The organism is Paraburkholderia polaris, assembly GCF_012927345.1.
GTDB classification, from domain to species: domain Bacteria; phylum Pseudomonadota; class Gammaproteobacteria; order Burkholderiales; family Burkholderiaceae; genus Paraburkholderia; species Paraburkholderia polaris.
The window spans coordinates 62,083-75,751 of sequence record NZ_JABBGJ010000031.1 but is presented as its reverse complement, the minus strand read 5'-3'; the positions used below and the strand labels follow the sequence as shown (position 1 = coordinate 75,751).

General features: G+C 57.2%; 10 protein-coding genes. 6 read left to right on the top strand and 4 right to left on the bottom strand.

Annotated elements, in window-relative coordinates; translation table 11 throughout:
* Positions 1–27: 27 nt before the first annotated feature.
* Complete coding sequence (locus HHL24_RS26820; RefSeq protein WP_169488367.1) at positions 28–378, top strand: Dabb family protein; 351 nt, start codon at positions 28–30, stop codon at positions 376–378.
* 266 nt (positions 379–644) lie between these two features.
* On the opposite strand, the gene HHL24_RS26815 is transcribed toward HHL24_RS26820, so the two are convergent.
* From HHL24_RS26815 to HHL24_RS26805, 3 genes are all read right to left on the bottom strand, one after another.
* On the bottom strand, positions 645–1,085 hold the full coding sequence (locus tag HHL24_RS26815) for a nuclear transport factor 2 family protein (RefSeq protein WP_206003037.1): 441 nt from the start codon (positions 1,083–1,085) through the stop codon (positions 645–647).
* Positions 1,086–1,917: 832 nt separating this feature from the next.
* Positions 1,918–2,253: a hypothetical protein gene (locus tag HHL24_RS26810; RefSeq protein ID WP_230417581.1), complete on the bottom strand. Its 336-nt coding sequence runs from the start codon at positions 2,251–2,253 to the stop codon at positions 1,918–1,920.
* A 149-nt stretch (positions 2,254–2,402) separates the two neighbouring features.
* A complete protein-coding gene (locus HHL24_RS26805) occupies positions 2,403–3,488 on the bottom strand; it encodes a porin (RefSeq protein ID WP_169488447.1) in 1,086 nt (361 codons plus the stop codon).
* A gap of 1,036 nt (positions 3,489–4,524) precedes the next feature.
* Here HHL24_RS26805 and HHL24_RS26800 point away from each other — a divergent pair.
* Positions 4,525–6,204: an AMP-binding protein gene (locus tag HHL24_RS26800; RefSeq protein WP_169488366.1), complete on the top strand. Its 1,680-nt coding sequence runs from the start codon at positions 4,525–4,527 to the stop codon at positions 6,202–6,204.
* An 81-nt stretch (positions 6,205–6,285) separates the two neighbouring features.
* Here the strand turns inward: HHL24_RS26800 and HHL24_RS26795 are convergent, their stop codons facing one another.
* Positions 6,286–7,212 carry a LysR family transcriptional regulator gene (locus HHL24_RS26795; protein ID WP_169488365.1) on the bottom strand — a complete coding sequence of 309 codons (927 nt, stop codon included), beginning with the start codon at positions 7,210–7,212 and terminating at the stop codon, positions 6,286–6,288.
* A gap of 683 nt (positions 7,213–7,895) precedes the next feature.
* Between HHL24_RS26795 and HHL24_RS26790 the strand changes: the two genes are divergently transcribed.
* From HHL24_RS26790 to HHL24_RS26775, 4 genes are all read left to right on the top strand, one after another.
* On the top strand, positions 7,896–8,252 hold the full coding sequence (locus HHL24_RS26790) for a hypothetical protein (RefSeq protein WP_169488364.1): 357 nt from the start codon (positions 7,896–7,898) through the stop codon (positions 8,250–8,252).
* 138 nt (positions 8,253–8,390) lie between these two features.
* Positions 8,391–9,701 (top strand): MFS transporter, encoded by a 1,311-nt coding sequence (locus HHL24_RS26785; protein ID WP_169488363.1) that lies wholly within the window; start codon positions 8,391–8,393, stop codon positions 9,699–9,701.
* A 106-nt stretch (positions 9,702–9,807) separates the two neighbouring features.
* Positions 9,808–11,466, top strand: a complete 1,659-nt coding sequence (locus HHL24_RS26780) for a CocE/NonD family hydrolase (RefSeq protein ID WP_169488362.1) — start codon at positions 9,808–9,810, stop codon at positions 11,464–11,466.
* A 1,558-nt stretch (positions 11,467–13,024) separates the two neighbouring features.
* Positions 13,025–13,576 carry a hypothetical protein gene (locus HHL24_RS26775; RefSeq protein ID WP_169488361.1) on the top strand — a complete coding sequence of 184 codons (552 nt, stop codon included), beginning with the start codon at positions 13,025–13,027 and terminating at the stop codon, positions 13,574–13,576.
* Positions 13,577–13,669 lie beyond the last annotated feature (93 nt).

Here is a 13,669-nt window from a genome sequence, read left to right as displayed (position 1 = left end):
CCCATAAATTCAACTGGTGAGAGCACGATGATTAGACATATTGTGATGTGGCGTGTCACGGGCTACTCCCGGGCTGAGCGTCTGGCGGCAGCGCAAATTGTGAAGAAGAGCTTCGAGGAACTTCGTGGAAACATTCCCGGAATGGTCTTTCTCGAGGTCGGCCTTGATACCAGTGGCGTTGACTACGCATGCGATGTGGTGTTGGTGACGGAGTTTGAATCGCAAGATGCATTGGCCGCGTATGCCACCCACCCGGAGCACATACGCGTGCGCCATGAATTGGGAAACATAAGGACGGCTCGTTACCAGGTCGACTATCGGGTCGGGCAAGTGATCTCATCGACGAAGGTAGGAGAGGCGGCCTGTGGGAAAGCCTGATCCTGTTTGTCACGCGACTCGCAACACATTGCCTTTCGATGAAATTGAATGCAACAGATTCTCGGGTGGCGCATTAAGTATCGCCGCGTGGTCCCATTGGTGAACGCTTGCGATGGGTTTTCGACGCGCCCTCGAACTCCGCACGCCAAACCTGGTTGTCCCGGTCTTCGAGTATGCCTGCGCGCCGTTGCACGCGCCGGAAATACGCTCCAGTTGATTGGGCGCACCCGGCATCTTTTTGCTTCAAGTCTTTCGGTAGGTTGCCTTCATTGTGGCGCAAGCGATTCCACGAACTTGCTGCCTCTCATTGCTCGGAGAAATGCAACCGGGTTCCAGTAATCCTTATAATGAACGATCTGGCCGTTGCGTACTCGGATCACCGAGATATAGCGCTGCTCAAAGGGTTCGCCCGTTGCCAGGCCCTTCCCGGAGCCCGAGAATTCGACGATAAAAACCTCAGGGTTGCTTGTTTCATGTTTGACCACCTCGGACACACTGTTGAACTCGATCAGGCCGGAAAGAAAACTGATGCGAGCTGAAAGGGCTTCGCGGCCTTCGACGCGTTGAACAACATTGGGCAAAGCGAAGGGAAACTCCATCACGCCATTCTCGGCAAACATCTGAATGAATGTTTCGGCGTCGGGGTTCAGATGCTCGCCCAAGGTCTTGCGAAGCATATCGGAGAAACTTTTAATGGGATCGATCATGATGCTACCTCCTTAGGTACAGGGGGACGTTATCGGATTTTTCGAAGCAAATCAATCGTGTCAACAAAGAAATATGTTTATATAGGAATCCTTGATAGGTTGCAATTATAAATAAGCCTGAGCATAAAGCGACGCCAGTCCTGTCGAGGGAACTTCCCTGCTTAGCCGGTCTGAACGTGCCGACGCGGCTACCTGACCGTCGGTCGGAACATCTTTATATTCACGCGATGAATGCAATTCGATTCGCCGAATAAATTTTCGAAATGAAGGTGCGGCAGCTATGCTCGGCGCTGCTCATCGAGTGAAGCTACGATCCGCTCGTGAAACAGGAGAGATTGTGGCTCTGGACATATTTCAGATCATCAACAGCAGCATCTCGCGATATTTCTTTAACGTTAACGCATTCGATCCGGTGTCGTTCAACTGCATCCCGCATCTGGACGATCCGGATCGGTATGAATTCAGGCCTTACGGACGATCGACGGCGTGGAGCAACCGGCCACGATGAATTACCTCAGCATTTCGATGTCACCAAGCTCGCGCCGTAGCTTGTGAGTTTGTCGGTGATGAGTGCAGGAGCCCAGCTGAGGTTCCCGAGCAGCTTGCGGGTGAGCCGCTTGGCTGCGTGCCTGTTGTGCCGACTTTGCGCCGGCGCATGAAGTCCGGGCCCTGCTGATCCAGCGTTCGCCACAACCCGTTGTTCTTTTCGTTGATCTGGCCATCGCCAACAACGTGACAATACCTCGGGGCATCGAGTCGGTCGCGCTGCGCAGCGGGCTGCTCCTCTGCCGTCGCTGCACGTGCGCAGTTGCTGCTCGCTTCATTTAGTTCACTACTTTCCAACTGCAGGTTTCTCGGCATTCTGAAGGTTCGCAGGGTAGTTAGGGTCGTATTGCCCCGGTTGGTATCCGGCATCCTCGAGCCGCTTCAATTCGGCGTTTTTGGCGACCCGTGTCTGGTGACGTTCCGTTTTGCGTTTCGCTCTGAGCTCTGCTTTCGTGGGACTACTGGCCGGCACCGGCGGGTTTGCAGCCTGCGCTTGATCTGTATTGGTGGCTCGAAGGTTGCTCGTCCCGCCAGATTGGGCGAGCGCCGGTCTACTGAAGCAAACAAGAGCGGCCAGTGCGAACATGGCGGCATGGTGCGTAACAGTCTGCATTTTGGTCATGGTCCTTCCTTACTTAAGTTCTTTAACAGATAGCGCTGCGTTGCAGTTGACACTGCACACCGTGCGAGGTGCCCCGAGTCACGGCGCAAACTTCCTGCGCCGTGCCAACCTCGAGCTCCGTCGGGGTGCAGCCAATGTGCTTCGTGTGGTCAAAACGTATGCCGGATTCCGATGCCGACCCCTAGCGTCGTGCCAAGAGGTTCAGTCAAGCCGTTGTTTACCGAGATCCCAAATCTCATGGTGCCGTGATTGGTCACACTGCCAATTTGCCCATACACACTCGTTGCCTTGGAGAGCAGATATTGAACACTCGATGAAAGCAGCAGCGCATGATTATTAGGATTGTTCTCATCCCGAATTTCGTACACGGCACCATCGAGAATCACTGCTGGCGTAATCGAATACATCAGTCCGGCAGAATAGACATACGCGTTGTAGGAGTTCTGGACGTTGTAAGTGCTGAAATTGGCTCTGACAGTCAAGCTGCCGAATTTGTAACTGGCGCCCAATTCACGTCCAACGAACGACACTGTGCTCGGCAAGACTGTAGCTTGCGGGCCACCTGGGTTACCGCTGTAAAATCCGGCCATTAATGTCAGCGACTTGAAGTTGTAAACGAGACTCCCGGAATATTGGCGTCCCGCCTGAAAATCCCCCGCCTGACCACCCATTGCCAGCATCACGCTGCCTTGCAGCCCGAAAACCTCCGGACTCGTATAGACGAGGGCGTTCTGATTGAACTCGCCAGTAACCCCAGTTAGATCCGTCCCGATGATCGGCGTGGCTGCAAAGAACGAGGTATTCGCCGGCTCGGTGTAGTAGCTCGCTTTATTGAAGGGCGAGTACTGAAGACCAGCTGTCAAAGTCCCATAGTCGCTGCTGAGGCCAACATAGGCTTGGCGCCCAAATAGATTGCGGTTTCCGTTGCTGAACGATCCATTGGCAATGCTGAACCCACTTTCGAGTACGAAGAGCGCCTTCATGCCTCCACCCAGATCTTCGACACCACGCATGCCGAACCGGGTAGCTTGCTGGCCGGCGTCGGTGAGGGCGACGAGACTCCCCCCGTTGCCACCGGTTTTCGAATTCACCGATTTGTTCGTGTAAAGAATGGATGCGTCAAGGACACCATATAAAGTGACACTGCTCTGTGCGTGCGCGCACTGGACAGCCCCAACAACACATGCACCTGCCACGCCCAGCTTCACGGCCCGAATCCGACAGCCTTTCAACATAATTTCTGTCTCCATTCCTTTAGTGCGTATTTGTCATACGATATTTTTTAAGCGTCGAATCCCATGCGTTCATTGCTGAGAACACGATGCCATGCAGAACGTTCTATGCGACGGTGATCACCTTTCGTGATATTCTAATAAAGTTTGTACTCCGAAGTTATGAAACTGAAAAATCGACTTGTGAAGGTGTCGTCACTCTTGTGGTGTCGTCACGCCTGACGTGCGTTCCACCTGAACCAGGGGCGTTCGCAGGGGACCTGCTCCACGAATTCGACGTGAAAGCAGGATTTCGCAATACACCAATCTGCTCGACTGAAACATCGACGGCGTCGCCTTCGTTCACGAAGATTGGCGGATTTCGACCGTACCAGACCTAGGCAGGCGAGGCGGTACTGATGAAATGGCCTAGCATGAACCGAGACCAACCCGAGAGATGGAAAATCATCTGGGACACATCTTAAGTTGTTGTTCTGCGTATCCGAAAGACGGTACATATACTAGATATGCGCGTCAATAATCAAGGACCATGAAAACAATTCATTTGCGTCATCTCTTATGCTTACATACGCTGTGAGCCCGCAACGAGACTCGCTGGTTAGTTATGTTCAACTGAAGGGACTCGGGCGGGCAACTGATAGGGAGGCAATGAATGAAAGCCAGGAACGCTTCAGAGCTCGCCGGGCTGTTGGGACACTCGCCGAATAACTGGCGCGACCGGATGTGCGGTGCTGAGGTCGGCTCGCTCGGCCACTCGACCTAGGCCGAGGTGTAATGCGTTATCGCACAAAGCCGGATGTGCTATGCGGGCGGCGAGGCGCTCGCGGCTGACTGCGCAGACGATGTGAACTGGTCCTTCGTCTATGCGGCTGCGCCGCTCACGCCCGTAAGTCACACCGGTGCGACCTTCAATCCCGCGCGCCTATTAGATAGACGCCTGCGTTTCCCAGCAGTCGCGTCCGGTGGGTGCGCCGGGCGTGTGGTGTATTTATGGCGACGCACGCGTGAAATGCCGCGACGTCAAACTCCAGGAGTACCTATGACACCCTATGACAGCAAACCTTGGCTCGCAAACTACGCTGCCGGGTATCCCGCGGCCATCTCGCCGGTCTTCACCGACGCGCTGAGTATGTTCCGCTCGGCCGTCGCGCGCGCGTCAGAGCATCCGGCGATTTTCTACTTCGACGGTGCGCTGAGCTACGCGGAATTGGACGCGCAATCCGACGCGCTCGCGAGCGCGTGGCTCGTGCGCGGCTGCGAGCGCGGCGACCGCGTCGCGATCTATTTGCAGAATGTTCCCCAGTTCGTGATTGCGCTCGTCGCCGCCTGGAAGCTCGGGATGATTGCCGTATTGGTCAATCCAATGAATCGCGAGCGCGAGTTGCGCGCGCTGCTCTCTGACTCCGGTGCGCGCCTTCTGGTCTGCCACGAATCGCTTTATGCAGACGTCGTACGGCCGCTTCTTGCGCATGAAGCCGAAGCGGCCGCGCGAGGCGGTCCCGCGGTGCTTCCGATCGTTATGACGACGTCCGAGCTCGAATATCAGAACAGGAACGACGAACGCCTCTTCGCCAACACGCGACGCCGGCCGGTCGAAGACGCCGAGGATATCTCGACGGTGATTGCTGCCTATCTTGGCCGGAAGCCGCCGCTCATCGCGCTCGCACCGGCAGACGTCGCGGTGCTCGTTTACACGTCGGGCACGACCGGCAAGCCGAAGGGCGCGATGAACACGCATGCCAACATCGCATTCAACGCCCAGGTCTGCCGCGACTGGATGTCGTTGCGCGATGGGATTCCGATCCTCGGCATCGCGCCGCTGTTCCACATCACGGGGCTTATCGGCAATATCGGTGCGGCGTTCATCTGCACGGCGCCGTTAATCCTTGCGTGCCGCTTCGAGCCCGGTGTGATCCTCGATGCGATCCGCGAGTATCACGCCGAATTCACGATCGGCTCTATCACGGCGTTCATCGCGCTGATGAACCACCCTCAGGCGGCCCGCGAAGACCTCGCATCGATGCGGCGGATTTTCTCAGGCGGCGCGGCCATTCCACCGAGCGTTGCCGCTGAGTTCCATGCGCGCTTTGGCCTCTACCTTCACAACGGTTACGGGCTGACCGAGACGAGCGCGCCGACGCATTGCGTGCCGATCGGTGCGGACGCGCCTGTCGACCCTTCGTCCGGGACGCTCGCGATCGGTGTGCCGGTGTTCAACGTCGAGTCGTATATCGGCGACGAGGGGGGGCGGCCGCTGCCGCCGGGCGAGATCGGCGAGATCATCTCCCGCGGGCCGATGGTCGTTCCCGGCTATTGGAATAATCAGGCCGAAACCGATAAGGCATTCGTTGACGGCTACTTTCGCACCGGCGACGTGGGTTTCATGGATGAGAAGGGTTGGTTCTATCTCGTCGACCGCAAGAAGGACATGATTAACGCGGGCGGCTACAAGGTCTGGCCGCGTGAGATCGAGGACGTGTTATATACGCATCCAGCCGTACGTGAGGCTGCCGTCGTCGGAGTCGCGGATACCTATCGAGGCGAAACGGTGAAAGCCGTCGTTAGTCTAAGGCCGAACATGACTGCGACGCCTGACGAGCTAATCGCGTACTGCAAAGAACGGATGGCAGCATACAAGTATCCGCGTATTGTCCGGGTCATTGAAGAGTTGCCTAAAACAATAACCGGGAAAATCCTGCGACGCGACCTAAAGGGATGAAAGAGCGGGACCGTGCCGCGTGCGGGAGCGAGAGCCGGTACTACTCGAATTCCCGGGGGGCGCGGCGGTACGTATATAGAATCACGGGCGCCGCCTGGTGCTCGCTTCCGCTGGCGCAAACACCTCGCCAAGACGTTCCCGGAACCATGCATTGGCGGGGTCGGCATCCAGATTCGCATGCCAGTACAGATACAGATCGACGGACGCATCGACCGGGAATTCGAGCATCCGGTTTCCAAGCATCGCGTTCAGTACACCCGCGTAGCGCTTCGGCATGGTGAGCAACAGGTTAGTCTGACCGACCACGCTGCAAGCAACTGAATAATGCATGCATCGTAGTCGGACGTGCCGGCGTACGCCGAGTTTTGCGAGTTCGACGTCTTCGACACCGTACCCGCGGCGTCGGCTTGTCACGAGCACATGTTCTTCCGCGAGATACGTCTCTATGTCGAGGTGTTGGCCAACTCTCGGATGATCGGGGCGACATAGCACGGCGAACTTATCTGTATCGAGCTTGATGCGGTGCACGGATTCCGGAGTCGACAAATGGACATCGATTACAGCATCGAGGACGCCGGTGAGCAGCTCTGATTCGATGGCGTGCCGGTCGTGCTGAACCGCAGCGACATCGATCGATGGCGCGTGCTCAGTCACGTACTGCATGACAGGGGGGAGCACGACAGATTCGAGCGCGTCAAGTATGCCGAGCGTAAAGCGCTTGACGGTTGATTGGACGTCGAATTGGCTGGTCTCTCTAAGTGTGCATTCGAGCGTACGAAGGCAGTCACGCACGCGGACGATGATCGAACGCGTAAAGGGCGTTGGCATCATAGCGTTGCCGTGCCGCTCGAACAGAGGATCGCCGAGCAACTCACGAAGCCGATTCAGCGTATGGCTAACCGCTGATTGAGTCAGATTCAGCTGTTGCGCTGCGCGTGTGATGCTGCCCTGCGTGTAAATACGCTCCAACACGACAAACAGATTGAGGTCCGTCCGGAAGATATGCATTTAAGTGTTTCGCCAAGTTGGGGTGACCCCATATGGATTCTGGCCACGTTAAGGACCCGATGAAGACATCGCTGCCAGTAAATGGGGCGTGTAAGACCGCATTGCCGCACGGGTGTGCGATCCCAGGGTGGCTGGCCAGGCCCCACTGGCATCAGAGAGTGCGAGTGGCCAACATCATATTAGGGCTACTACTATCCCACAAAACTAGAACACGGTCTAAAACTAGAGTATAGTTCATATAACCAGACTCAAGATGTAACGGTGCTCAGGCGCGATAAAAAATGTGGCTTGAGTTCATGTGTATCGTTCAAAGTGGGACGCCTTTCTAGGCGCGCGCGCCCAGCTTCCGGTGTGCCGCTGCAAGGTCCGCTCACCGGGCAAGCCTTCACATCAAACATTCATGAATAGCGTAGCCAGTCGTTTAAATTCAGACCCCAAGCCACTTGGCCTTAACGGATCGTTGTTTTGTCATAGCGCCCTCTTCGCGGAACAACGATCGGGCCGCGTGCTGTATCCGGACAAACTCCTCGAGTTTGTTGCGCTCGTGGTTTTTACGAGTTCTTCGGCGCGGAGCCCCAACGGTCGCGAGTGGTGTTGCGCGATGTGGCGTTCTTCTCGGGAGGCCAGCATCCAACCCGCCTGAAAACGATCGTGTGGTCGTGCCAACGAGATTCGGGAAGACGGTGAAGGATGCGCAGAAGCGTGGCGAACTGCGATCATCTTCCGGCGGTAAGCGGAATCGAAAAACCGGCAAGCCGATCTTCGCCATTTGCGCAGATCAAGTGCGGGGTTGGCTGCGTGAGCCGGTTGAACCTTTGGAAAACGGCTTGCGCGGCCTGTACGATGCGCTGACGTTATTTGGCGTGATGGGCGCACCTTGGCGTAGGTGGCACATTGAGCGAGCGGTTTGGAACCCACCTTCCGCCAGCATGATTCGTATAACGAAACGTCGTTTTATATTTACCCGATCGGAGAGGCCGATTCAAGTTCAAGCAGTGGGTGCGATTTCCGCCGGCTCGCTTGTCCAGCGTGACACCTAAGCCTGCTGGGCGGTTCCCGGTGATGGAGTCGCCCCGATTATTGAAGAGCCAGACGTACCAGAACCTCGCTAGCTACATCCATTTCGGCTGCTCAGAGGATGACGTGGCGCGAACAGACAATGACAGGAAGGAGACATCGTGAAAGTAACTGACGTGGGCAACGAGGCCGCTCAGGGAGCACACCTCACCAATGCCGACGAACGCATGCAAGGGGGCTGGCGTAGCACGTTCGGCGCCGCCGCTGCGTTATCCGTCGGAGCGAGCACGTGCACGATTATGTGCTTCGGCGTATTTGTGCCTTATCTACACCGTGCATTCGGGTGGGGAATCGGTGCGGTCTCGCTGGCGGCCACGTTGCTGTCCATTTCGGTCATGGTGGTTTCGCCCATTCAAGGCTTGCTGGTCGACCGCTTCGGCGCACGTCGCATCATCCTGATTTCGATTCCGCTATTCGGGCTCGCCTATGCTGCAATGTCGCAGCTTTCGGGCGATATCAGGCAGTTCTATCTGATGTGGGTGCTGGTGCCACTGCTGGGCTTCGGCGTGTGGCCATCGAGTTACATGAAAGTAGTCGCCGGGTGGTTCGAGGAGCGGCTCGGCCTCGCCATCGGTGTCGCGAACGTCGGCGTCGGCATCGGCTCGGTCGTACTGCCCGCGATGATCGGTGCGGTCGCCAGCGCATACGGCTGGCGCATGGCCTATGTGGCAGTTGGGGTGCTTTCGGTGGCAATTGCGTGGCCGTGCGCCTACTACTTCGTGTTCGAGCGCAAGAGTCCGGAGCACGTGCGTAGCAAGTTGTCCAGAAAGCTGGCGCCGGGCGAACGCACCGGGGCGATCGTCGGCGTCAGTGTCCGAAAGGCGTGGACCGATGGGGCGTACTGGAAAATCCTTATCTCATTTCTGCTGCTCGGTGCTGGCAGCACGACCCTGCTGGTGAACCAGGTCGCGATCCTTATTGACAACGGAATGGCGGTGTCGTCGGCGGTTGTCATGCAATCGGTGATCGGCTTGTCGACGCTTTGCGCGCGCCTTTTCGTAGGCTGGCTGCTTGATCGGGTGGCGGTCAAACTCGTGATGCCTGTCCTCTCGCTTAGCGGTGCGGCCGCAATGGTGCTCTATGCAGGCGGCGCTACTGGGGTGACCGCGGCACTGTGCGCGGTGCTGGTCGGGATCATGACAGGCGCCGAGTTCAGTGTGCTTGGTTACGCATTGCGCCGTTACTTCGGTCCGCGCGTCTTGGGGACGCTATTCGGCTCGGTATTCGCGGTTTTCCAGCTAGGCAGTGCAATCGCGACGGCGCTTGTCGGCTATGCGCGCGGCCATACCGGCTCCTATCAGACAAGTCTCTATTTTCTCGCGGCGGCCACGGCACTGACAGCCTTGCTCATGTTCACGCTCGGACAGTATCGTTTTGTCGATCGTCATGTTCCCGTGCAGGTTGAAGCATAGAGGACGTCAGCCTGACTTTGAGGCACACCGCGCCGGCCGGTGTCGGCGTACGGGCGAGCGAGGCAAATGAACCGCAACACTCTTATCAACTGGGGCTGGAAATACTATGAGCATTGTCGATCAGTCGGATGTCTACATACGCATGAGTGACGGCGTCGAGGTCGCAGTACGGATTTACCGACCGGATCCAGAAGGCGTGTATCCAACTCTTTTTGCGGCTTCGCCGTATCGTTACGATAACGACGACTTGCCGCCGAGTATGGTGTTCTTCTGGCAGGAGACCGGGCCGATTTCCTGGTATGTCGATCAGGGCTATGCATACGTTCACCTCGACGTGCGCGGCTGCGGCAAATCAGGAGGCGAGTACGGCTTCCTCGATGCACGCGAGCGGCAGGATCTGTATGAGGTGATCGAGTGGATCGCACGCCAGCGCTGGTCAAACGGTAAGATCGGCGGCATCGGCCAGTCGTATTACGCGGCCACGCAGTGGGCCATGGCATCGGTGAAGCCGCCGCATCTGGCATGTATCGCACCCTTTGACGGTAACATCGATCCTTATCGCGGTTGGACCTATCAGGGTGGTATCGCGTCAAACTTTACATCGGCCTGGTGGAACGGCTCGGTGCGTCAGGCCAATAAATTCCCGGCCAACGGTTCGGTTCCACGCGACGTTTCGGGCGACCTGCCTGCAACTGTGATGCAACACCCGCTTCTGGATTCGTTCTGGGAGCAACGGCTTATTGCGCCGCTGCTCGAAGAAGTACAAACGCCGGTTTATTCGATTGGCGTATGGGCGAAGCGCGACATTCACCTGCACGGCAATATCCGCGGATATCATTTGGTAAAGGGGCCAAAGAAACTCAAGCTCATGACTGCCGTGAACGGCGCGGCGACGCTCGGGCTGTACGCTTCGGAAGAATTCCATCGCGACGTGCTGCTGCCCTTCTATGATCATTGGCTCAAGGGCATGGACACGGAGTATGTGGAGCGTGCCAATGTCGAATTTACCTATAACGGCACCGACGTCACCGAAAGTTCGTCGTGCTGGCCGCCCGCCGGCGTGAAATATTCTCCACTGTATCTGCATGACGGGCCGACCGGCTGCGTTACATCGATTAACGACGGCGCGCTTGAGAGCGTGCCTTCGCAAAAGTCAACGAAGTCGTCGTACGCATATCCCGCACCCAACTGGATGGGCGGCCCGGTCGTGATGACGGAGTACGGACCGGATCCTGTGCGTGGCATTCTGACGTTCACCTCGGCGCCGCTGGAGGAAGAGCTGGCGATTGCCGGGCCGATGGAACTTGTGGTGCATGCATCATCGTCGCGCACTGACATGAACGTAATCGCGCGGCTCGCTGAACAGTTTCCGCAGGCAGAGGCCGAGCGCGCCAGCGGGCGTCAGCCGAACGCATGTCTGGTGACGAAAGGCTGGCTACGCGCGTCGCATCGCGTTCTCGATGACGGGCGAAGCGCCGAAGGTTCACCATTCCATCAGCATTCTGAAGCTCATCCACTGACGCCTGACGTGCCGGTCGAATTGCGTGTCGCGTTGATGCCGTGTGCGCATCGCTTTCGACGAGGCTCGCGGATTCGCCTGGAAATCTCATGCGGTGATTCAACGTTGACCGACCAGCATTTCGCGCACGCATTCACGCCGGATATGGTCGGCACCGACACGCTGTATCACGGCGCGGCTTACCCGTCCCGTCTGTTGCTGCCAGTGATAGATGAACAGATCATCCGATTCGCTGCGGGTTCGTGAGCGCAAAGCAGGCGCCTCACCGAAGGCGGCTGTTTCGATAGGTATGCATACGAAGGCGACGCATAGCATTGCAAGTAGGCCCATGCCCGGCTGGTTGACGTAAGGTACGGCTGCGGCGATGCCGCGAGCATGCATGTCGCCCACTGCGCCAAAGGAAAAATGCGGAGGGAAAGAAGATGAACACAGTGGGCGCGTCCCTGCGTGCTACGGTCGAGAAGTGGTTTATGGCTATACCGGCTGATTCCATTCGAGTGTGCCGGTTACCCGGCAAGGCGCGCTGCGTTCGAGTTGAAGCGTTGCGACCCGATGGCCCCGTCGAGCTCTTCTTCTTTCGACACGATGACGGCATGTGGCGTGTTTTTCCACCTGAAGTCGCTCCCGTCGCGATGCGAGCGTAACTAAGGGTGGCAGCGTCGGCAGAAGCATGACGTACTGACAAGACTAAAGTATTTGTGCGTGCGGCTGAAGTGAAAAGCTTCACAATGGCTGCCTAATCGTTGAACCCGTCGACTACATTGGAGCGCGCGGTGCTTCCGAGATTGAGATGCATTTTGACGCCGGTTGGTTTAGCGTGGTCAGTCGACGGGCCGTCTTTATGGATGCCCGGAAACGATATTCGAAACGCAGCGCGCGGAGTAAGTCTTTGGTGGAGTTTTCGAGTCTGAAACCAAGCACTCGAACTATAGAAGTCGCAAAAATTGCCAGGAAAAGTGCTTGCACGTCGCAGTTGCGGACGCGGGGCAAAGCGGAACGTCGAAGCAGGAACACGGACCTTAGGTTCTGCTCCCGCCGCTACGTGTTGATGGAGGAATTTTCAAAATATGTATCACGATGTAAAGGATCTGGTATCCCACAGCGATTTTGCCTTTCATGAAGACACGCCAGTCGATCAAAAATCAGACGATGATGCAGAAGAGATGGAGCGATTATGCCTACTGGTTTTCGATCGCTGGTGCGAACAAAGGAATGTCATTCCGCTTGCGTATCTTTTGCATGCATGGCCGATAAGCATGGGAGATAGCGCCGCGAGAAACCGACTATTGAACACTTTAGGTGAGCTCCGGCAGTTCCATCCTGAGACGTTGAGGCGGGACGACCGGCTGCTCATTGGCCAACTTGTGACGATGCTCGCGTGTGCCTTGGATCGAGGTTCTTAGTCTTCGCCGTGTCAACAGACGGCGCTAAGCCGGGGCTCTACGCCGCGATCTGGTGAGTGACTAGAAATTACGGGCCGCGATGACGAGCCGGCCCTGCGCCAGGTCATTGCTGGTTGTGCGACAACGGATCGCCGCTGATCGAGTGCGTAGTCGATCGGTCAGGCACGGCGGAAGTTGGCGGAGGCGGTGCGGAAATGCTCAGGCAGAAATGCCATACTGCGCGAATCTCGCTCCGATCGCATCTGAGACGCAGATCGTCTCGCTCCCGGCACGCCTCAGCGGAACTGCCTCATCGCGTGCCAAACGGTTTTCACGGCAACTGGATTGACTTGCGCGACAGCCTCAATCGGGCTTACGCCCAAGTTTCCTTCGACCTATCTTTCATAGCGCGGGAGCTTGCGATGAACATGCTGCTGGCATTTGCCCCTTTCATTGCATTCGTTGTTATCGAGCGCACCGTCGGCGTATCGGCGGGACTCGCAGCGGGGGCGTTCGTGTCTGCCGTGATGCTGGTACGCGATTTTCTGTCACGTGGGCGCCACGTAAAGATTCTCGAAATCGGCACGCTCTTACTCTTTGCCGCGCTGTCGCTTTATTCGCTCATCTACGGTGCGTTGTGGTCGGTGTCGGCGGTGCGCCTGCGCGTCGATGCCGGGCTGTTTCTGATCGTGCTGGCATCGATCGCGTTGCGTCAGCCGTTCACGCTGCAGTACGTACGCGAGAAGGTCGCGTCCGAAGTATGGAACTCGCCCAGTTTCGTACGGGTGAACTACGCGATCACGTTCGCATGGGTGCTCGCGTTCGCCGCGATGGTGGCGGCTGATCTATTGATGACATATTTGCCGTCGGTGCCGCACTCGATTGGTATCGCAAGCACGGTCGTCGCACTGTATGCGGCGGTCAAGTTCACTGGGTGGTATCCGCAGCAGCAGCGTGCAGCGCCGCGGTCGTGATGTGCTGTTCTTCTCTGGCTCAACAGAGGTGACGAATTATCCACATGAGTAGGGTCGGATAGCGGTACGACACTCGGACCGCTTTGATCCGCG

Bases quoted from the DNA above. Each gene is read 5' to 3' on its own strand.
- HHL24_RS26805 (WP_169488447.1), bottom strand. From the start codon at position 3,488: ATGTTGAAAGGCTGTCGGATTCGGGCCGTGAAGCTGGGCGTGGCAGGT.
- HHL24_RS26815 (WP_206003037.1), bottom strand. From the start codon at position 1,085: ATGATCGATCCCATTAAAAGTTTCTCCGATATGCTTCGCAAGACCTTG.
- HHL24_RS26800 (WP_169488366.1), top strand. From the start codon at position 4,525: ATGACACCCTATGACAGCAAACCTTGGCTCGCAAACTACGCTGCCGGG.
- HHL24_RS26780 (WP_169488362.1), top strand. From the start codon at position 9,808: ATGAGCATTGTCGATCAGTCGGATGTCTACATACGCATGAGTGACGGC.
- HHL24_RS26775 (WP_169488361.1), top strand. From the start codon at position 13,025: ATGAACATGCTGCTGGCATTTGCCCCTTTCATTGCATTCGTTGTTATC.
- HHL24_RS26810 (WP_230417581.1), bottom strand. From the start codon at position 2,253: ATGACCAAAATGCAGACTGTTACGCACCATGCCGCCATGTTCGCACTG.
- HHL24_RS26820 (WP_169488367.1), top strand. From the start codon at position 28: ATGATTAGACATATTGTGATGTGGCGTGTCACGGGCTACTCCCGGGCT.
- HHL24_RS26795 (WP_169488365.1), bottom strand. From the start codon at position 7,212: ATGCATATCTTCCGGACGGACCTCAATCTGTTTGTCGTGTTGGAGCGT.